This is a genomic window from Phyllobacterium trifolii, from assembly GCF_014192095.1.
Lineage (GTDB): Bacteria > Pseudomonadota > Alphaproteobacteria > Rhizobiales > Rhizobiaceae > Phyllobacterium > Phyllobacterium trifolii.
Window position 1 is genome coordinate 203532 of the sequence record NZ_JACHXN010000008.1, and the last position, 21031, is coordinate 224562.

General features: G+C 55.2%; 17 protein-coding genes. 8 read left to right on the forward strand and 9 right to left on the reverse strand.

From position 1 onward, the window contains the following. Positions 1 to 69: 69 nt before the first annotated feature. From FHS21_RS14450 to FHS21_RS14460, 3 genes are all read right to left on the reverse strand, one after another. Positions 70 to 1395, reverse strand: a complete 1326-nt coding sequence (locus FHS21_RS14450) for an FAD-binding oxidoreductase (RefSeq protein ID WP_112528720.1) — start codon at positions 1393 to 1395, stop codon at positions 70 to 72. Beyond that, positions 1392 to 2831, reverse strand: a complete 1440-nt coding sequence (locus FHS21_RS14455; protein ID WP_183662369.1) for a UbiA family prenyltransferase — start codon at positions 2829 to 2831, stop codon at positions 1392 to 1394. Before FHS21_RS14455 ends, FHS21_RS14450 begins: the two co-directional genes overlap by 4 nt. Positions 2832 to 3054: 223 nt before the next feature. Beyond that, complete coding sequence (locus tag FHS21_RS14460) at positions 3055 to 3318, reverse strand: hypothetical protein (protein ID WP_183662371.1); 264 nt, start codon at positions 3316 to 3318, stop codon at positions 3055 to 3057. A gap of 436 nt (positions 3319 to 3754) precedes the next feature. Here FHS21_RS14460 and FHS21_RS14465 point away from each other — a divergent pair, with 436 nt between their 5' ends. Genes FHS21_RS14465 through FHS21_RS14475 form a run of 3 tightly spaced genes read left to right on the forward strand, consistent with a single transcriptional unit; the run spans position 3755 to position 7594 of the window. Continuing rightward, a complete protein-coding gene (locus FHS21_RS14465) occupies positions 3755 to 4030 on the forward strand; it encodes a sarcosine oxidase subunit delta (RefSeq protein ID WP_112528725.1) in 276 nt (91 codons plus the stop codon). Next, positions 4027 to 7014 (forward strand): sarcosine oxidase subunit alpha family protein, encoded by a 2988-nt coding sequence (locus tag FHS21_RS14470; RefSeq protein WP_112528727.1) that lies wholly within the window; start codon positions 4027 to 4029, stop codon positions 7012 to 7014. The genes FHS21_RS14465 and FHS21_RS14470 overlap by 4 nt, the downstream gene beginning before the upstream one ends. Continuing rightward, a complete protein-coding gene (locus FHS21_RS14475; RefSeq protein WP_112528729.1) occupies positions 7007 to 7594 on the forward strand; it encodes a sarcosine oxidase subunit gamma family protein in 588 nt (195 codons plus the stop codon). The genes FHS21_RS14470 and FHS21_RS14475 overlap by 8 nt, the downstream gene beginning before the upstream one ends. Position 7595: 1 nt before the next feature. On the opposite strand, the gene FHS21_RS14480 is transcribed toward FHS21_RS14475, so the two are convergent. The 4 genes from FHS21_RS14480 to FHS21_RS14495 all read right to left on the reverse strand — a co-directional run bounded on the left by FHS21_RS14480 (position 7596) and on the right by FHS21_RS14495 (position 12338). Beyond that, the gene (locus FHS21_RS14480; protein ID WP_112528731.1) at positions 7596 to 8807 is read right to left on the reverse strand and encodes an NAD(P)/FAD-dependent oxidoreductase; all 1212 of its coding nucleotides are present in this window, start codon (positions 8805 to 8807) and stop codon (positions 7596 to 7598) included. A 68-nt stretch (positions 8808 to 8875) separates the two neighbouring features. Continuing rightward, positions 8876 to 10186, reverse strand: a complete 1311-nt coding sequence (guaD, locus tag FHS21_RS14485; RefSeq protein ID WP_112528733.1) for a guanine deaminase — start codon at positions 10184 to 10186, stop codon at positions 8876 to 8878. Beyond that, positions 10183 to 11412 (reverse strand): urate hydroxylase PuuD, encoded by a 1230-nt coding sequence (locus FHS21_RS14490; RefSeq protein WP_112528735.1) that lies wholly within the window; start codon positions 11410 to 11412, stop codon positions 10183 to 10185. Before FHS21_RS14490 ends, guaD begins: the two co-directional genes overlap by 4 nt. Before the next feature lie 215 nt (positions 11413 to 11627). Further along, positions 11628 to 12338 carry a 2OG-Fe(II) oxygenase gene (locus FHS21_RS14495; RefSeq protein ID WP_246411031.1) on the reverse strand — a complete coding sequence of 237 codons (711 nt, stop codon included), beginning with the start codon at positions 12336 to 12338 and terminating at the stop codon, positions 11628 to 11630. Between the two features lie 199 nt (positions 12339 to 12537). Here FHS21_RS14495 and FHS21_RS14500 point away from each other — a divergent pair, with 199 nt between their 5' ends. The 5 genes from FHS21_RS14500 to FHS21_RS14520 all read left to right on the forward strand — a co-directional run bounded on the left by FHS21_RS14500 (position 12538) and on the right by FHS21_RS14520 (position 19263). Continuing rightward, a complete protein-coding gene (locus FHS21_RS14500) occupies positions 12538 to 12966 on the forward strand; it encodes a hypothetical protein (RefSeq protein ID WP_112528739.1) in 429 nt (142 codons plus the stop codon). 108 nt (positions 12967 to 13074) lie between these two features. After that, complete coding sequence (gene secD / locus FHS21_RS14505) at positions 13075 to 15609, forward strand: protein translocase subunit SecD (protein WP_112528741.1); 2535 nt, start codon at positions 13075 to 13077, stop codon at positions 15607 to 15609. A gap of 188 nt (positions 15610 to 15797) precedes the next feature. Next, on the forward strand, positions 15798 to 17567 hold the full coding sequence (ybaL, locus tag FHS21_RS14510) for a YbaL family putative K(+) efflux transporter (RefSeq protein WP_112528743.1): 1770 nt from the start codon (positions 15798 to 15800) through the stop codon (positions 17565 to 17567). Between the two features lie 27 nt (positions 17568 to 17594). Then, a complete protein-coding gene (locus FHS21_RS14515; RefSeq protein ID WP_112528745.1) occupies positions 17595 to 18545 on the forward strand; it encodes a lysylphosphatidylglycerol synthase domain-containing protein in 951 nt (316 codons plus the stop codon). 157 nt (positions 18546 to 18702) lie between these two features. After that, a complete protein-coding gene (locus FHS21_RS14520; RefSeq protein ID WP_183662375.1) occupies positions 18703 to 19263 on the forward strand; it encodes an RBBP9/YdeN family alpha/beta hydrolase in 561 nt (186 codons plus the stop codon). A 4-nt stretch (positions 19264 to 19267) separates the two neighbouring features. Here the strand turns inward: FHS21_RS14520 and cysW are convergent, their stop codons facing one another. Then, entirely contained in the window at positions 19268 to 20134 is an 867-nt protein-coding gene (gene cysW, locus FHS21_RS14525) for a sulfate ABC transporter permease subunit CysW (protein WP_112528749.1), read from the reverse strand. After that, positions 20118 to 20954 (reverse strand): sulfate ABC transporter permease subunit CysT, encoded by an 837-nt coding sequence (cysT, locus tag FHS21_RS14530; RefSeq protein WP_112528751.1) that lies wholly within the window; start codon positions 20952 to 20954, stop codon positions 20118 to 20120. The genes cysW and cysT overlap by 17 nt, the downstream gene beginning before the upstream one ends. Positions 20955 to 21031 lie beyond the last annotated feature (77 nt).

The following is a 21031-nucleotide window of genomic DNA, read 5'->3' on the forward strand; positions in this document are numbered from 1 at the left end:
TCTAGTTCGTCGAGTGCATAGCAAAGCTGCGTTGAAAAGACCCCAAGCACATTGTTAAAATTTGATGCATCAAGCAGTTCCACCTGCCAGTGCAGTTCGCGCCCAAAAATTGGAGTTGAATGCGGGATCGCGCTCCTTTTCCAGTTCTTGCCATCCCGGGAATCCGGCTTTGAACACTGCGGAGCTCATGCGTTGATCCTTGTAGGGATTGACCCGCCCGTCCGCGTCGATCGTCATACTGTCGAGGCGTTCCAGCAGCGCCAGCGTGCGCGCTCCGCGATTGGGAAAATCAACCGTCAATGTGTAGCCCGCCCGCGGAAACGACATGATCCCGGGCGAAGCGACGTTTCCGAAGCGTTTGAGCACTGTCAAGAATGAGCTTTGTCCCGCTTCACGCGTGGCGGCCAGCATCTGGGGAACTACTGCTGAAGCGGCATCTTCCGGAATGACGCTTTGATGTTGGTAAAGCCCGGTCCTTCCATAAAGCCGGTTCCAGTTCGAGACACTGTCGAGTGGATAGAAGAAGGTCTGATAGGTACTGAGATGAGGTTCTCGTTTACGGCCTTTGAAATGAAAGTAGGCCGCGTTGAACAGTTTGAGGCTCGGATAATTCAGTGCCGATATGGGAAGCTCGAAAGGCACGCCCAGCCTGGATTCCTCCGTTCTGGCTTCAAAACTACCATTGTCAGCATGATTTCCTGTGAGAAGCACGCCGCGTCCCGCACGTCTCCCTGAACTCAACTGATCGACCCAGGCAACGGCATATTCATTGTCATTGTCGGCCTGTGGCGCCATTTCGAAATATTCGGCAAGGCCTGCAAACGGCTTTACGCTCTCCGCCACATCAAGCGAATTCACTTTCATCAATCTGATGCTGGCAGAAAGGATAATGCCTGTTAGTCCAAGCCCTCCGATTGTCGCGGCAAACAATTTCGAATTCATCGATGCAGAACAGGTGACGACCGTTCCATCGGACTTCAACAGGTCGAAGCGTTCGACATGGCAGCCGAACGTGCCGCGGCGATGGTGGTTTTTACCATGCACATCGTTCGCGATCGCGCCGCCCAAAGTAACAAAACGCGTACCTGGTGTCACCGGCAGGAAATACCCATGCGGCGCGGCGAGCGCAATGATATCCGACAGCATCAGGCCAGCTTCGGCGGCGAGCAGACCCGTTTGCGGGTCGAATGAGATAAGCTGGTCGCTCTCCCGCATATCGACCAGCGTACCACGATCATTGTGACAGCTGTCGCCATAGGATTTGCCATTGCCAAATGGCAGAAACCCATCCCGCCCGGGATCACCACTTTCGAAAATCCGTCGCGCAGCATCGAGCGAGATCGCAACACGAGGGCGGCTGTCGATAAGTCCGAAACTGTCATAGCCAGCCATCATGAGCGCATGCCACCATAGAGCAGCAACGCCGCGCCAATGGCTATAACGATCTGACTGCGCCAATCAGAAATGATGAACACGACAGGGTCGTCGTGCATCTCACCGCGATGCGCCAGAATCCAGATGCGGATGTTGAGATAAAGGACGATCGGACAAAGTGGCCAAATCAACCATGGGTACGAGTAAAGGCTAACCACCGCATCGCTATTTACGTAGAGAGCCAGGACGAGTGCAGCGGCAAAGGCTGACGAGACGCCGCATTGCGCCACAACTTCGCGATCTGCCTGTCGGTATCCCCTGCCCGCAATACGATTCTTTTCGACAAGTGCCGTGTTTTGCAGTTCGACATAGCGTTTGACAAGCGCGAGTGAAAGAAAGAAGAACGACGAAAACGCCAGCAGCCAAAATGAACCCTCGATCTGGCTGGCCGCTGAGCCCGCAAGAATTCGGAGCGTATAGAGGCCTGCCAGCGTCAAGACATCGATCAGCAACATACGCTTCAGCGATAGCGAATAAGCCGTCGTCGAAATGAGATAGACCAGCAACACGGCGCTAAACACCCAAGGCAATTGCGTGGCAAGCAGACCGGCAAGGACAAGCAGCGCGACAGCAACTTTCAGACCGAAGGAAATAGAGAATAAGCCGCTGGCAAAAGCTCTATTCCTCTTTCGCGCGTGCTGGCGGTCCAACGGAAGATCAAACAGGTCGTTGACGATATAGATTGCCGAAGCAGCGAATGAGAAAGCAAAGAATGCAATGATCGAGTTGATGAGAATCTGCCAGTTCATGATCTCGTGATCGAGTATCGGCGGAACAAAAATCAGCGTGTTCTTCATCCATTGATGCACGCGCAACATCCTGGCGAAGGTTTTCCAATCGGTCTTCGGCGTTTCAAACAATTTCGCTGAATGTGTACGTTGCCATTTCGCTGCGGCACGATCGGGTGCAACAACGACCGCTTCGCTTGCCGCATCGAACACCGGAACGTCCGCTCGGCTGTTCCCCGCGTAGGCAAACTTGACGTCACCGAAAGTCTCCAGCAGAAATTTGGTCTTGTGAATGGACGTCAGGTTGCGCGTTTCATCTGTCGCATAGACAGCATCGAAAAAACCCAGATATGCGGCAATACTCTCGGCAAACTTGCGCGCCGCGCCAGTCGCAAGCACCAGCCTTCGACCCTTGCGGTGCTCCTCGCGCAGGTAAGCGACGAACTCCCCCCGGTAAGGGAGTATTGCGGGGTCAATCGCGACACGAAGCGATATCTGATGTTTGAGATGCCCCTTTCCCTTTAAAGCCCAAAGCGGCAGAAGAAAGAGATACAGCATGTTCTGTTTGAGCAGTTGAAACGTACTTTCCCATAGAAGATCAGTGGCTATAAGCGTGCCGTCGAGATCTACTACGAGGTCAACAGTCTTGTTGTCAGAACGAGCATCCACCACAACATGTCCCTGAAATCATGCGCCTATTCAAGCCGGCAAGAATATTGCCTATCAGTCGATGACTTATCGGGAAAGTAAAAATGAAAAGTGAAGTTGATTCGGCCGCGCGAAAGATAATCTGAAAAGTAGTATCAACAGTGAATGAAGCATTAAAAAACCGGTCGAAAATTGATTCCAGCCGGTTCGTAAACTTCGTGTGTAATGCTGCAAATCGCTGAGCTTACTTGATCGAAACCTTACCGCCTTTGATTTCTACGGTCTCGCTGCCTTTCAAGGCTTCGCGGTCACCATTCGGAAAGGTAACGAAGCAACCGCCATTGCAGAACTCGACAGTTTCGCCGGCGCCGACCTGCAATTCGGTTTTGCTCGAGCCCTCAGTAACAACGATAGTCTGGGCGCTGGCCTCATCGTTCTTAACGCTGGCGGCAAATGCTGATCCCGCTGAAACGGCAGACAAAAGAACGGCAACAACAAACTTGTTCATATCTCTACGGTGCTTCCACCGCCTCTGTTACGGAACCCCAACGGGCTCTTTGATAACAGTTATAACGGGATCAAGTTGAACGGCAACTGAACGGCCGGGGGTTTTTCAAGTTGGGCCACCCCGTAACCATCGTTGTACCGTTTTCGATTGTGGATATGCCCAATGATCCAGACGATTTGGATGCAACAACTCACCCATCCAAACCAGTCGGCGGAGCGACATTGCTTGACGTTATGGTTACGATGCGGATGATAATTTGACGGTAGTCTTACTATAATGAAGAATATAATCGGGGCGTGAAGTATTTTTTTTAATGTGCATCCCAACGTCTATATTCCCGTCGTCAACCTTGACCAGTCGCGACACATTCTGTTGATTGGTCCTTGAAGCAAACTACTCGCGAGTCACTCGTTTCGCCATCGAGACAAATGAGATCATGATAATCAAATGCCCCTATTGCGGACCTCGGGATGTCATCGAGTTCACCTATCAAGGCGATGCAACGCGTAAACGACCAGATCTGGCATCCATCGATCAGGACGCGTGGAATTCCTACGTCTTTGATCGTACCAACCCCAGCGGTCCCCATCGAGAGTTCTGGCTTCATATGGGCGGTTGCCGCCAGCATCTCCTTGTCACGCGCGATATGGCAACACATACGATTTCGTCCGTCGTATTTGCGCGCGACACCGTGGGTGGTGACCGTTCATGACGAGTTCACGGTTGTCGAAGGGTGGACGTATCGACCGCTCCAAATCCATCCGATTCACGTTCGACGGAAAGGCCTATAGCGGACATCCCGGAGACACGCTCGCTTCCGCACTCCTTGGCAATGGCATTACGCTTTTCGGACGCTCGTTCAAATATCATCGCCCGCGCGGTGTGTTCGCCGCCGGTAGTGATGAGCCGAACGCTCTCGTCACGGTTCTTTCTGGCGATGTACGCGAGCCGAACGTCCGGGCTACGGAACTTGAGATTTTTGACGGCCTGGTCACCCAAAGTCAAAACCGCTTTCCGTCGCTGGAACATGACTTCATGGCCGTCAACCAATTGGCCGGCCCCCTGTTCTCGGCGGGATTTTATTACAAGACATTTATGGGACCGGCGATCGGCCCGCTGAAAGGCACACGTTTCTGGATGTTCTGCGAGAGGTTCATCCGCCGGGCAGCCGGACTTGGCAAAGCAGGCACGGCCCCCGACCCAGATCGCTATGAGCGCATGAACGCCTTTTGCGACGTCCTTGTCGTCGGCAGTGGACCTGCAGGCCTGATTGCTGCGGAGGCCGCCGCCGCAACGGGTGCTCGAGTCATCATCGCGGAGGAACGCCCGCTACCCGGCGGTTCGCTGCTTGGCTCCGGTGAAATGATCGATGGACGCAACCCCGCAGTTTGGGCTCGCGAAAAGGCTGATGCTTTGGCGAATCTGCCGAATGTCCGGTTCCTGACCCGGACATCCGTCTGGGGCTACTACGACGGCAATGTTCTCACAGCCGTCGAACATGTTTCTGATTACAAGCCGAACCGGACCAAGGGGATGCCACGCCAGCGACATTGGGTAATTCGCAGCGGCAAAGTGATTTTGGCGACTGGCGCATTCGAGCGGCCGATCGTTTTTCCCGGCAATGACTGTCCAGGTGTTATGCTCGCCGATGCCGTGCGCCGCTATGCGGTCGAATATAGCGTTGCGGCCGGAAATAATGTCACCCTCTTTACCAATAATGACAGCGCTTATGATGCGGCACGAACGCTCTCGATTGCCGGCGTCAACGTGATCGCCATAATCGATGTTCGCTCTGACGTATCTGGCACATGCAGGGATATCGCGAGCGTAGCAGGCGCCGAACTGCTTCTCGGTCATGCAGTTACGGCGACCCATGCCGGCAAGACGCTGAGTTCGATCTCGGTACAGCATTTCAACGCGGAGACCGGCCGCGTTTCAGGCGCGCCTCGCGAAATTAAGACCGATTGTCTTGGTGTTTCGGGTGGCTGGTCGCCCGCCATCCACCTTGCAAGTCAGGCAGGCAGCAAGCCTGAATGGGACGAGGATCTTCAGGCTTTCCTGCCGCCGGAGCCAAACCAGAACTGGGTGATGACTGGTTCTGCAGCCGGTTACATGGATACGATCAGCGTGATGTCCGACGCGGCGACGAAGGGTTCTGCCAAGGCCAGGCTCATTCTCCCTCCGGTCGAAGCGCCGATGCTGGATTCGTCTCCCGCACCTGTTTTTGAAATCGAACCCGCGGTTAAATCCCAGAAAGCCTTCGTCGACTTTCAACATGATGTGACTGCTGACGATATTCGCCTTGCCTACCGCGAAGGTTTTCACTCAGTCGAGCATCTGAAGCGTTACACTACGCTGGGGATGGCGACCGATCAGGGCAAGACCTCCAATGTTCCCGGCCTTGCCATTATGGCCGACGTCCGCGGCATCTCGATCCCCGAAGCGGGTACGACACGGTTCCGTCCGCCATTCACCCCGGTTTCTCTCGGTGCTTTGGCCAGCGAAAGATACGGAGATTTGCGTCCGCATCGTCTGACGCCCATGCATGATTGGCATCTGGCAAACGGTGCGAAAACCTATGAAGCCGGCCTCTGGCACCGCCCAATGATTTATTCCAGCCACGGCGAAACAATTGAACAGGCGTATATACGCGAGGCCCGGGCAGTTCGTGATAGTGTCGGCATCGTCGATGTTTCCACTCTCGGCAAAATCGACATACAAGGTCCCGACGCACCGGAACTCCTTGACCGAGTTTACACCAACATGTTTTCAACCCTGCCGGTAGGCAAGGCGCGTTATGGTCTTATGCTGCGTGAAGATGGAATAGCCTTCGACGACGGCACAACCTGGCGCCTTGGCGAAACACAGTTTCTGATGACGACGACCACCGCCAACGCTGGTCCGGTCATGCAGCATCTGGAATATTATCTCGACTGTATTTGGCCGGAGTTGCGGGTCCACCTGACTTCGGTCACCGACGTCTGGGCGGGTTCGGCCATCTCTGGCCCAAAGTCGCGCGCTGTACTCGAGTCCTGCGTGACTGGATCAAAAGTTGATAATGACACCCTCCCCTTCATGGGTATCGTTCACGGCAAAATCGCCAATGTGCCGGTCATGATCTGCCGCCTGTCCTTCTCGGGGGAGCTTGCCTACGAAGTTTATTGCGGTGCCGGATATGGGGCGCAGGTCTGGGAAGCCCTCCTTGCCGCCGGAAAATCTTTTGACATTATCCCATACGGACTTGAAGCCCTCGGGACGCTGCGTATTGAAAAAGGTCATGTCACCGGTGCCGAAATTGACGGCAGAACCACGGCGCATGACCTGCATCTCGACTGGATGCTGTCAAAGAAGAAGCCATATATCGGCTCCGCCATGATCAATCGTGAAGGGCTCAAGGATGAAAACCGCTTGTCGCTCGTGGGTTTGATTTCGCTCGACAATCAATCGATCAATGGTGGCAGCCACATTGTAACCGACCCCAACCCGCGCGAACCCGCTGACAGTTTTGGCCACGTCACAGCGGCCTGTTACTCACCGGCCCTTGGCAAATATATTGCACTCGCACTGGTCAAACACGGCACGTCGATGATTGGCAATCGCGCCTTTGCAACGGACCTGCTCCGCGACAAACATGGCGCGGTAGAGATCGTCAGTCACCACATGTTCGATCCAGAAGGAAGCCGGATGCATGGCTGAATCTCAATCTCCACTTGGCAGGACCTTCATTCCAGGCGATCACGGCAATTCCGCTGCCGGTGTTGGTGTGACACTGCTGGAGCGTAAAAACCTCTCGATCATTCAGGTAACTGCATGGCCAGATACGATACCGACCGTGCTGACTGCAATCGGCAGTGCCACGGGTCTTGTTCTTCAGAATAAGCCGGGTCTCGGCCGCGTCGCAGGCGAAAAATCTGTCTTTGGCTTTGCGCCCGGTCGTTATTTCGTCGTCAGCGCAACACCTGACCTCGAATCCCGGTTGCGCTCCGCCATCTCTCCAGAACTCGGGACGATGGTTGACCTCACCCATGGCCGCACCGTCATTCGGATCAGCGGACCGCGCTCGGAATGGATATTGTCGAAACTCTTCGCCATCGACTTTTCCGAGCATGCCTTCCCCATCGCCTACGGACGCGCCACGTTGCATCACGACATTCATGCGAACATTCAGCGGATCGATGACGAGACCTTCGACATCTACGTGTTCCGCACCTTTGCCCGCTCGTTTTGGCAAACATTGGGTCATGCGGCGGAGGAAGTCGGCTACCGCGTGGAATAGGCTATTTGAATGCAAACAGGTCTTCGTCCGGATCGCCTGTCCGGGTTATCAGCCCGCGAACGAGTTGCGCCGCGACCATCGAGAACGTGATGCCATTCCCGCCATATCCGAGGACCGCAAAGCAGCGATCCATTTTTGGGATGGCGCCAATTGTGGGCAAACCCGTCTTGCTCGAGCCAAAACTTCCAGTCCAGGCGTAGTCTGCTTCGGCGTTAACCTGTGGAAACAGCTTCTTGAGCTTTGCGAGGATTGCCTCGGTCTTCGCTGGCAATTTCGCGTCGCGCTTTTCCTCATCCTCGAATTCTTCATCCTCGCCACCGACGATAATCCGCCCGTCTTGAGTCGTGCGCATATAGAGATAAGGGTCCGAGGCTTCCCAGATCAGGCACTGTTCGGGCCATAGTTTTTGCTTCTGGGGCGGTGTCGCAATTGCCCAGGTAGAAATGATCTGGTGTCCTTTCTGCGGCACTTGCTCGGGTATTTCATAACCCGTTGTGGTAACCAGATATTTGCAGCGTATTTTTCGCCCCTCCTTTGTTGCCGCAATTACGTCGCGCGACCTTGGTTCGACCGACACGATCTCGACCGGCGCGAAGATCTTGGCGCCGCACGAGATCGCAACGTTCAGATAACCAAGTGCCAGTTTGCGGGGGTTGGCTTCAATATTAGCAAAACTCATCAATGCCGCCGGCCGATCAATACGAAACCTGGCCTTTAGTTCGTCGTGCTGCAGAAGTTTTGTTTCAAAGCCCGCTCGGCGACGCGCCAACAACTCTCGCTGCAAGCCTTTTTCATCGAGAAGATCGCCGGCAAGGTAAAGCGAATCCCTGCCCTGCATTTCGCAGTTTATTCCAAGCTCATGGGTTCTTTCGCGTAGTGCATCGACCGCAAGTTTTGATCGACGCCAAGCACGCTCGGCATCGTTGCGACCAATTTGCTCCGCGAGGTGATGCAAAGGCGTGTCGATCTCGAATTGCAGCAGTGCGGTGCTTGCGGGCGTTGAACCCGTTACGGGCTTTCGTCTGTCAAAAATAGCAACCGAATACCCGGCTTCACTCAAGCTGTCGGCCATGAGAGCACCACTGATGCCGGCGCCAACAATCGCGATATCGATTGTTATATCGTCAAGTAGCAGGTTGAACTCGACTCCCGCAGCCCGTCGGCCAAGCCAGATGGGCTGGCCGGTTCGCAAATTCCGATGCTGTGTTGTCATGAAGGATCCCGGAGACGAGGCATTGATCGAGCCGAACGGCCGAATGCGTTCTTTGGTTCCCTGCGTTGTCAGTTCGGCAAAGTGCTCTTGGCTGCGACACCGGCGATGTAAACCTCGGCGATTGTTCGATCATCACCCATGGTCTGCATCAGCATGAGTTCTTCCACCAGTGTTTCGACGGTTTCCATGCGAACGCGCATTGCAGGCGTGGCGCGTGCATTTAGAACGATGCAGTCAGCTTCCGCACCTGTCACGAACGAGCCGATAATACCCTCCAGCGCAAGAGCCCGCGCGTTGCCTAGGGTTGCCTGGTAAAAAGACCGGAGTGGATGGTAACGCTGGCCCTGGATATTGAGAATTTTATAGCCCTCGTCCAGCGTTCTCAGCATGGAATAAGATGTCCCGCCGCCAATATCCGTCGCGATCGCGTTGCGAATGTTTGACGCCAGAATGCGCGCCAGATCAAACAATCCGCTGCCTATGAACAAATTTGACGTCGGGCAGAAAACAGCAATCGATCCGCTGTTGGCAATCGTACTCACTTCGGCATCGCTCAAATGGATGCAATGGCCAAGCAGCGTCTTTGGCCCCAGCAGTCCGTAGTGCTCGTAAACATTCGTGTAATCCCTGCTCCACGGGAAGAGTTCGGCAACGAAGGCAATCTCGGCAGTGTTCTCGCAGAGATGGGTTTGTACATGCATATCCGGAAATTCGCACACCAGTGTGCCGCTCATCTCCAGCTGCTCTGGTGAGGAGGTTGGAGCGAAACGCGGCGTGATTGCGTAGAGTTGTCGCCCTTTGCCATGCCAGTCAGCGATCAGCGCCTTGCTATCGTCATATCCGGATTGCGGCGTATCGAGCAGACCCGGCGGCGCATTGCGATCCATCATCACCTTACCGGCAATCATGCGCATGTTGCGCCGGTGCGCCTCCGTAAAAAATGAATGCACCGAGGCTTTGTGCACCGAGCAATATGCTGCTGCGGTTGTCGTACCGTGGCGGATCAACTCATCGAAAAACGCAGAGCCGATCTTTTCCGGATGGCCTTGATTGGAAAATTTCTGCTCTTCAACGAATGTATATTTGTCGAGCCATTCCATTAAGGCACCAGCATAGGAACCGACCACCTGCATCTGCGGATAGTGGATGTGACAGTCGATGAAACCCGGCATGATCAGATGCGGGTGATGGTCGATGACTTCGACGTTGCGGCCGTCTCCTGCCCGCAACTTTGCAAATTCATCCATTGCAATGATCTTGCCGTCGCGAATGAGAAGCCCGCCATCCTCGAGATATGTGAATGTTTCGGCGCTCGTCTCACCGTTCAACGGCTCATCATGAAATGTCAGAATACGGGCACGCAGCAATAATTCTGTCATGGTGTCGCTTTTCCAGCCGTCGCACCGCGATACCAAGCAACGATCAGCGCGCGCTCGTCATCGGTGATATGCGTGAGGTTGCCAGGCGGCATGGCATGGCTCGCTCCGGCCTGAATATAGATCTGGCTTGCATGGGTCGCGATCATTTCATCCGTATCGAGGCGAATACCCTTCGGTGGCTGCATGATGCCCTCCCACGATGGCTCCGCTGCATGGCACATCGAACAACGTCCCATTACGGTATCGCGAACCTGTTCGAAATTCTGGGCAGCGAGAAAAGGTTTAGCAGCGCGGGACACTTTCTCATCGCCTGTCAGGACTTTAGGTACCGTCGACAACCAGATGATAATGATAAACAAAATGGTACTGGCAAGCCATGTCCAATGCGGATTGCCTGTTCCTGCATGTCTCGAGTTGAAATAATGCCGAATGAGCACGCCGATGATGAATATCAGCGCGGCAATTATCCAGTTGAACTCGGTGGACGTCGCAAGCGGATAATGGTTCGACAGCATCAGGAAGATGACCGGAAGCGTCAGATAGTTGTTGTGCGTAGAGCGCTGCTTGGCCTGTTTGCCGAGCCTGGGATCGGGTGTCTTGCCCGCGATCAGATCGGCTACGACTTTTTTCTGGTTTGGGATGATCAGCAAGAACACGTTGCCGGTCATGATTGTCGCAGTGAATGCGCCAAGGTGCAGGAGTGCGGCACGTCCAGTAAACAGATGCGTATAACCCCATGCCATGGATACGATCACGCCATAGAGAATGAGCATCAGCAGTGTATCATTGGACTCGAGCGGAGACTTGCAGAGGAGGTCGTAGATTAACCAGCCGATTGAAATCGACGCGAGCGAGATCAGGATAGCCACAGGCGTCGAAACATCGAGCACATTGCGGTCAATCAGAAATAGATCGGCGCTGCCGTAGTAGACGATGCAGAGCAGCACGAATCCGGACAACCAGGTGAAATAGGATTCCCATTTGAACCAGATGAGGTGTTCCGGCATATGAGGCGGCGCGATCATGTACTTCTGGATATGGTAAAACCCACCCCCATGAACCTGCCACTCCTCGCCATTCACGCCTTGTGGCAAATTCGCGTGCCTCCGCAATCCAAGATCGAGAGCGATAAAATAGAAAGATGAGCCGATCCAGGCGATTGCCGTGATCACATGCAGCCACCGCGCGGCGAAGCTCAGCCATTCCCAGAAGATCAGGTAATCCATTGAGGCCCCATTTGAAACTTGAGGTTACAATGCTGTTCTTCACAGACCGACGCAACTAGGCAGACCAAGGTGCGCTAAGATTCGGATCAGGACGAGCCGAAAATGATGTTTTCGGGGTCGCCTTTGCGACGAGTGCAGTGAACTTTTGGGTTCGTAAGCACCGAAGCGCAGAAAAGCGCCATTTGCAGGCCGTCCTGACCCGAATCGCGTTGCAACTATTGAGAATCGTGGAAGATGATGCCCAGCGTATGGCGTTTTCCGCTGCGCAGGCGGCTGACGCCGTGGCGCATATTCACGCGATAGTAGCCGCGTGTACCCTTCACCGGACGCTGGCTGACCGGAAAGATCACCGCGTCGCCTTGTAGTAGTGGCACGATCTCCGCCCGGGATTGCATACGCGGCCGTTGCTCCGTTAGGACGAACTCACCTCCGGTGAAATCCTCCCCGGGTTTCGACAGCAGAAACGCCACCTGAAGCTGAAACACGTGCTCGCCATAGATATCCTGGTGCAGGCAATTGTAGTCGCCTTCGCCATATTCCAGCAGCAAGGGTGTCGGACGATTCTGCCCGGCGGCGTGGCACCGCTCGATGAATGCCCGATGCTGGTCCGGATAACGGACATCGATGCCCATCAGTTCGTTCCAGCGATTGGCGATGCCGGCCAAGGGAGGATAAAGGGATTGGCGCAAATTGCTGATGACATCGGGCAAAGGATGGGCGAAATACTTGTACTCACCCCGGCCAAACCCATGCCGCGCCATGACAATGCGTTTGCGAAATTGGTTATCGTCCGGATAACCTCCGGCCAATCCTTCGCATTGTGCCTTCGACAAAACGGCCTTCAAAATGGCGCAGCCGTAATTGTCCAGTTCCGCTTCTATCGTATCCCATCGAATGGTCGATGTGCTGCTGATTGCGTCAGCCATGATGACCTCCATTTCGAATTAATCTTCAGCAAAGTGGACAACTTGGCCGTTTCGTTCCACCCGTTTCCTGCAAAACGACATAATTTCCAGCCATTGGTAGCGAAACGCGACGATTTTGAGTGACTCATGCTTTTAGACTTCATAAAGAGAGTCGCAGCGAGGCGCTTTGCGCCGCGACGTATTGATATTGGATGACAGGATGAGCGTTCACGGGAATAGCAAAAAAGGAAAGCGAAGCGCTGCTCCGCTCCTGATTTCTATTTTCTGGCTTGTATCCACGATCAGCGCCGCTCTGGGCACAGTGTATGTGACCGGCGCGGAGACCAATATTGCGGCAAAGGATGCCGGTACGCCAACGCGCAATGAAACGCGCTTGGCCCACGAAGCCAACAATCAGTCCACCCCCGTTCAGAGCCCAATGCGCGTCGCGGCACTTGAAGCTTTGCACCTGAAGATCAAAAGCGGCCTCGGGTCCGATAGCCGCTCACTGGATGCTTTGGTGCCTCAAGGGCATGCGTTTGTTATTGCGAACTGGAAAAGCGTCATTTCGGTTCCGTCCGGAACGAGTCCGGCGCTAGACCGCAATTCTGTTTTCCACGCCCGCGCTCCGCCTCTGACCGCGGCCTGACATCACCGTTTCCAATCGGGAACGACGAAAACAAATCCGGCGGCCGCCAGGCAAACTCGTAGATCAGTTCTCGGCAGCGCGCCCGCACTCCATAACGGAATTTAAGATATGCGTACGTCGAGATGGGTCCTTTGGACCTACATTGCTATTATCCTGGTGGGTATTGTCCTCGCCCTTCCCAACGCTTTCACCAAGGCGCAGCTCGAAGCTATGCCAAGCTGGTTCCCCAAAAAACAGGTCGCCTTGGGCCTCGATCTTCGCGGCGGCTCTTATCTCGTGCTCGAAGTGGACGCCGCAGCACTCAAGAAAGACCGTATTCGCTCAATTCTCGACGATACGCGCGGTCATCTGCGCACAGCAAAAATCCAGCCGCAATCTGTCCGTGTCGCGGGTGACAGCGTCATCGTAACGCTGGCAGATGCGACACAAAGCGACGCAGCCGTTGCGGCCCTACGCGATCTGACCACTCAAGTCGCACAAGTCGGGTTTGCCGCACCTGTCAGTGACATCGATATCACCACAAACGGCAACCAGATTCGTCTGACGCTGACTGAAGCCGGAATGAAGGACAAGCTCGACAATGCACTAACGCAAAGTCTGGAAATCGTCCGTCGCCGCGTCGATCAGGTCGGCGTTGCCGAACCTTCCATCCAGCGCGTCGGTTCCGATCGTATCGTCGTTCAGCTCCCCGGGTTGCAGGATCCGAGCCAGCTTCGTGCCCTTCTCGGCAGCACGGCCAAGATGACCTTCCACATGGTTGCGGATCGCAATTCCGGCGCTGCGCCGCCTCCCGGCGTATCCATCTTGCCGGATGCGAAAGATCCCGCCATTACCTACCCGGTTGAAGATCGCGTGGCACTCAGCGGCGAACGCCTGACAGATGCCCGCGCGGCCTTCGATCAGCAAACCAACCAGCCGATCATTTCATTCCGCTTCGATAATGTCGGTGCGCGTCAGTTTGCCGATATCACCAGCCAGAATGTCGGTCGCCCCTTTGCCATCGTGCTCGACGGCAAGGTTCTGACAGCGCCCGTCATCCAGGTCCCGATCACCGGCGGTTCCGGCCAGATCACTGGTAACTTCACGGTTCAGGATACGGTCACCACCGCTGCGCTGCTTCGCGCTGGCGCCTTGCCGGCGCCGCTGACCGTCATCGAAGAACGTACCGTGGGTCCGGACCTTGGTGGTGACGTCATCAAGATGGGCGTTCTCACTGGCCTTATCGGCTTTGCGCTCGTGGTGGGCTTCATATTCGTCCTCTATAGCGGCTGGGGGCTGATTGCCAATCTGGCGCTCGCTCTCAACGTCATTCTTACATTCGGCATACTAAGCTTGCTTGGAGCGACACTGACCCTCCCCGGCATCGCCGCCATCATCCTTGGCATCGGCTTTGCTGTTGATGCGAACATCCTCATCAACGAACGTATCCGTGAAGAAGCCCGCAAGGGTATTGGTGCGATGGCTGCGGTCGATCGCGGCTTCAAGCTCGCTTATTCGACGATTATCGACTCGCAGGCCACACACCTTATCGCGACGCTGCTGCTGTTCCTCTTCGGCACCGGCCCGATACGCGGCTTCGCCATCACCATGATCATCGGCGCACTTGTTTCGATGTTTACGGCGGTCACCGTTGTCCGTGTCATGATGACGGCGATCGTGCGTCGCCGGAAGATGAAGACAATCCGCATCGAACACCTCTTCAAGCTTGTACCGGAAAATACCAACATCTCGTTCATGAACGCGCGTTTCTTCGGTATCGGCGTTTCGATCTTCCTGTCGATCGCTTCGGTCATCCTCTTCATCCATCCCGGTCTGAATTACGGTATCGACTTCAAGGGCGGTATCCAGGTGGAAGTCACGACGTCCAAACCTGCGGACCTCGCCACGATGCGTTCAACGCTGGAAGGCCTCGGTCTCGGTGAAGTCGCCCTCCAGCAGGCCGGTGGCGACAACAAAGTGCTTATCCGCGTCCAGCGTCAAGACGGCGGCGAAGAAGCGCAGACCGCGGCCGTTACCAAGGTCAGGGCTTCCGTTCAGCAGCTTGATCCTGGTGTGAAGATCGAGAGTTCCGAAGTCGTCGGACCGAAGGTCAGTCAGGAGCTTGCACGATCGGGTGTCCTTGCCGTTACCCTCGCCAGCCTTGCCATGTTGCTCTACATCTGGTGGCGGTTCGAATGGCACTTTGCACTCGGTGCAATCGCCACGCTGATCCTCGATACCACGAAAACCGTCGGCTTCTTTGCGCTGATGGGGCTCGATTTCAACCTCACGGCCATTGCCGCTCTGCTGACCATTATCGGTTACTCGGTCAACGACAAGGTCGTGGTTTACGATCGAATGCGTGAGAATTTGCGCATCCATAAGAAGATGCCGCTGCGTCAGATTATCGATCTGAGTATCAACCAGACGTTGGCGCGCTGTATCTACACCTCGCTAACCGTTTTTCTTGCCATGCTTCCCATGGCGATCTGGGGCGGCAAGGCCGTGGAAAACTTTGCTCTGCCGATGCTCTTCGGCGTAGTCATTGCCACGAGTTCGTCGCTGTTCATCGCAGCGCCGATTCTCTTACTGCTCGGAACCTGGTGGGAGAAGAACCATGCTTCGCGCATCGGCTCGGGCGAAAAGCCGGCCATCCAGGGCTGATCGGCTGCCAACTTAGCGTTCAACGCTAACTATTTGCGGCGCAGGGAAAAAATCGCGTTTCCTGCGCCGCAGAGCCGATGAAATCGGTTTGCAAGCCACCGGAGGTACGCAATACTGCTGCGACAGCACCTGTTCGCAGGACCCATTGATTTTAACCATTGATCATCTTACGAGGGAGACGCCGACATATGCCTCATGAAACGCCGCTGATTGCGACAATCGTCATAGGTCTGGTTCTGGCCTTTATTTTCGGTGCGATTGCCAATCGTCTGCGTATTCCTCCCCTTGTCGGTTATCTCGTAGCCGGTGTTTTGGCCGGCTCGCATACTCCCGGTTTTGTCGCCGATCAGGAGCTGGCTTCCGAGCTCGCCGAGATCGGCGTCATTCTGCTTATGTTTGGCGTCGGCCTGCATTTTTCCTTGAAAGATCTTCTCTCGGTTCGCGCCATCGCAATTCCAGGCGCTATCGTGCAGATTTTGGTAGCGACTTTGCTTGGCGCCGGCCTTGCCTGGATTCTCGGCTGGAGCATGCAGGCGGGTTTTGTCTTCGGCCTCGCTCTCTCGGTGGCAAGTACCGTGGTTCTCCTGCGCGCCATGCAGGAGCGGCGACTGATTGAGACAGAACGGGGGCGCATCGCGGTCGGCTGGTTGATTGTCGAAGATCTTGCCATGGTTCTTGCCCTTGTCCTGCTGCCAGCTATTGCCGGCGCCATCAACGGCGGTAGCGAAACCGGCGATATGGTTCGGGCCGCGAGCGATCCAATCGTCAGATATTTCGATCTTGGCATCGGCGGCGTCATCGCGCTGACACTTGGCAAGGTTGTAGCTTTCGTTGCAGTCATGCTCATCGTGGGGCGCAGGGTAATCCCCTGGACCCTGCATACGATCGCACATACCGGATCGCGCGAGCTTTTCCGCCTGGCTGTGCTGGCGATCGCATTGGGCGTCGCCTTCGGTGCGGCCAAGTTATTCGGCGTGTCGCTGGCGCTCGGCGCGTTCTTCGCCGGCATGATCATGAGCGAATCTGAGCTCAGCCACCGTGCAGCGGAAGAATCCCTACCGTTGCGCGACGCATTTGCAGTGCTGTTTTTCGTCTCGGTCGGCATGCTGTTCGACCCGATGACAATCGTCAATGATCCCTTGCCACTGCTCGCAACGCTCGCAATCATCGTCATTGGTAAGTCGCTCGCGGCATTTTTCATCGTCCGCGCCTTTGGTTATCCAACAGGCACCGCCTTGATCATTTCTGCAAGCTTGGCGCAGATCGGCGAATTCTCTTTCATTCTCGCCGAGCTTGGCGTCGGGTTGGGAATGTTGCCCGAGGAAGGCCGCGACCTCATCCTTGGTGGCGCCATCCTGTCGATACTTGTTAACCCATTGGTGTTTGCAGGGGTTACATACCTGAAGCCGAGGCTCGAAAAGCGTGTGCCAACCGAAGAACCCTCGACCGAAGATTTGGTAGCAATTGAAACACCCGATGTGGAAGTTCGCCCGACCACACTTACTGACCATGCCGTTCTCGTTGGCTATGGCCGTGTCGGCAGTCTTGTCGGTGAGGCGCTTAAGGAGGTCGGCAAGCCATTTCTCGTTATTGAGGACGCCGACAAAACTGTAGCGAAACTGCATGACGAAAACATAGAAACGATTGTCGGCAACGCAGCCAATGGCGATATCCTCGCCGCCGCCAATCTTGCCCAGGCCCGTCAACTGATCATCGCCATCCCGAACGCTTTTGAAGCCGGGCAGATCGTGGTCAAGGCCCGAGCCGCCAACCCGGTCATCAGCATCTTGGCGCGGGCTCACTCGGATGCGGAGGTCCAGCATCTGCAGGATCTCGGTGCAGACGCGGTCATCATGGGTGAACGTGAAATAGCGCGCGGAATCGTCGCCCACATCCTCGATCTTGAAGACCCTAAGCCGGAGAAATCGAACCGTATAGAAGCAACAAAAGCGGTATAGAGTCAGAATGGGCAAGCGGGAAAAAGCATGAAATTGAAGGATTACGTATGGCCGGTTGTTGGGCTGGCCGCCGTCGTGATTTCCGTATGGCTCCTTTACAAGGAGCTGCGGAGCATCTCGTTGGATGACGTGATCCACAGCCTTTATGCCATTCCTGCACACCGCTGGATCCTGGCAGGCTTTGCATCCCTCGTCGCCTACGCCGCCTTGGCCGGCTATGATCGCATTGCGCTGCTACACCTGCGCCGCAGGATTTCCTGGTTGTTCATCGCGCTCTGTTCGTTCACCACCTACGCACTTTCGCACAATATCGGCGCCTCGGTCCTCTCTGGAGCCGTGGTTCGCTATCGCGCCTATTCCTCGCAAGGCATGAGCGGCCCTGAAATTGCGCTGCTCATCGCCTTCTGTTCGTTCACTTTCATGTTGGGCGTATTGACACTGAGTGCAGTCGTTCTGCTCTTGGAGCCGCATCTCCTTCAGCGTTTCAACGCAGAACTGCCGCCTTCCTTGAGCTACGTGCTGGGTTTCGGTGCCTTGGCAATCGTCATCCTCTATGTGTTCGGCAGTTGGCTGCATTTCCGGCCGCTGCGCATCCGGCGCTTCACGCTTGAATATCCGCGGTTGCCAGTGGTCGCCCAGCAACTGATCGTCGGACCATTGGAGCTCATCGGTGCCGCCGCCATCATTTATTTTACGCTTCCGACAGCAGGCAATCCCGGCTTTCTCATTATTCTCGGGATCTTTCTCGTATCATTTTCCGCGGCGCTGATCTCCCACGCACCCGGTGGCCTCGGCGTCTTGGAACTGGTCTTCCTCACCGGTTTGCCCGATATGAATCAGGCCGACGTATTGGCCGCACTTATCATTTTCCGCTTGTTCTACCTGTTGATTCCATTTGCCCTTTCGCTGCTTGTCGTACTTTATTTTGAACGCTCGCAGTTGCTGTTGCGCTGGTACAAGAAAGACAGCGATACCTGACGGGTCATTTTACGATAACCGCAATTCGCGCAGGGAATATTTTCCATTTCTGACCGAGTTTAGTGCGCTGTTCCTTCATGGATCAGCGTAGCCACCCTATTTTGAGGCCACATTACGAATTCTTCTCCAGACAATGGCACAAAAGGAGTGGTGGCGCATGACGACATTGATCATTCCGGGATATCGCGGGTCCGAAAAAGGCCACTGGCAACAGCAATGGCTGCTGGAGGATGAAACGGCGCGCCTTGTCGAACAGGATGATTGGGACAATCCGGTCCTTTGCCAATGGCTTCATGTTCTTGAAGCAACCCTTGCCGAAACACCCGGCGTTGTCCTGGTCGCGCATAGCCTCGGCTGCGTTCTCGTTACGCATCTCGCCAGCCGTCCATCGGCAGCGCATATCGCGGGTGCGGTTCTGGTTGCGCCAGCCGACGCTGAACGTATGGCCGTTCAGGATTCCAAATTTCGCAGCTTTGCACCCCTGCCACGCCACAAGCTCGGCTTTCCGTCAATTGTCGTTGCCAGCCGCAACGATCCCTATATGTCATTCAACAAGGCAGAAGCTCTGGCCAATGTGTGGGGTTCAGGCTTTGTCGATATGAAAAATGCCGGACACATCAATATTGAAAGCGGCTTCGGCTCATGGCCGGAAGCCCATATTCTGGCCGATTCAATGCGCAGACCACGGCAGGATTTTCGCGCCCAGCAAGCTGCTTGATGCCCTAACTCACCTGCTTGCGTTCAAGCAAATACTTGAGGACCAGCGTCACGACGGCGATCAAAGCCAGTGTCGATGAGGCAGCAAATGCCCCTGTAACGTTATAGTCATTGAATAGAAGTTCGATCTGCAGCGGCAACGTGTTGGTCTGACCACGAATGGCGCCTGAAACAACGGAAACAGCGCCGAATTCGCCCATGACGCGAGCATTACAGAGCACCGCGCCGTAGAGCAGCGCCCAGCGGACATTTGGCAACGTGACATAGAAGAAGGTCTGTAGCCCAGTCGCGCCAAGGGTGATCGCGGCTTCTTCGTCCTCGCTACCCTGCGCCTGCATCAACGGAATAAGCTCACGTGCCACGAACGGGCTCGTTACGAACAGGCTCACAAGAAATATCGCAGGAACTGTGAACATGATCTTGATGTCGTAGCTCTCAAGCAACGGCCCAAGAAGGCCTTGGCTCCCGTAGAGAAACAGGTAGGTCACACCGGCGACGATCGGCGATACCGAAAACGGTATCTCGATCAGGGTAATCAGCAACCGCCGCCCAGGAAAACGAAACCGCGTCACCAGCCACGCCACACATATCCCGAAGATCATATTGATGGGCACAACGACGATCGCCGTGAGAACCGTCAACCAGACAGCGTGCAGTGTCGCGGGTTGCAGGATCTGGGTGAAATAGACAGCGATACCCTCTCGGAAAGCATAGGTGAAAATCACCGCCATAGGCACGCCGATGAACAGGATCGACAGGAAGACCGCCGACGCGATCAGCAAACACTGCGACAGTCGCGATGGCTTGATGCCATGCCGTCGCGACGGTTGTCCTATAGCCGCTGGTGAAACGAGACTAGTTGCGGTCTGCATAACGCAACTGCCAGGCCTGAATTGAGTTGGTGACGAACAGCATGACGAACGCAGTGACCAGCATCACCGTCGCCAGCGCAGCGGCTGCCGGGTAGTCGTATTCATCAAGGCGAATGAATACGAGGAGAGACATGACCTCCGTCTCGAACGGCAAATTGCCGGAGATGAAGACTATGGCGCCAAACTCCCCAAGGCTGCGTGCAAAAGAAAGGCTGCATCCTGCAATGAATGCCGGAAAAATCGCCGGCCATATGATCCTGGCAAATATTTGCCAGTTGGTAGCGCCCAATGATCGTGCCGCCTCTTCGACATCGGCAGCAACGTCTTCCAACACTGGCTGCACCGTCCGGACAACAAAAGGAATGCTGGTAAACATCATCGCAAGGGCAATGCCGAGCGGCGCATACGCGACTTTTATTCCCAACGGCTCCAGATATTGGCCAAACCAGCCATTCGAGGAAAACACCGTCACCAACGCAAGTCCGGCAACTGCAGTCGGCAACGCGAAAGGGAGATCGACCACCGCATCGAGAAGGCGTCGCCCCGGAAACTCATAACGAACCAGAACCCATGCCAGCAGGACACCGAAAATCGCGTTGAGCACTGTCGCAAGCGCCGCTGCACCGATCGTAATGCGATACGTCGCAAGCGCGCGCTCCGAGGATACGACACTCCAGAAATCGGCCCAGCCAAGGTTGAAGGATTTATACAACATGGCCAAAAGCGGCAGCGCAACGATAATGACGAAATAAAGCAGGGTCACACCAAGCGTGAGACCGAAACCCGGCAATATTCCTCGCTGACTGGACCTTGAAAACATGAGCAGTTTCTAGCCTATGTTCGGATGAACGCAAGCGTTGGTTGAATAGAAAGCAGTGCGGCTCTGAACCGCACTGC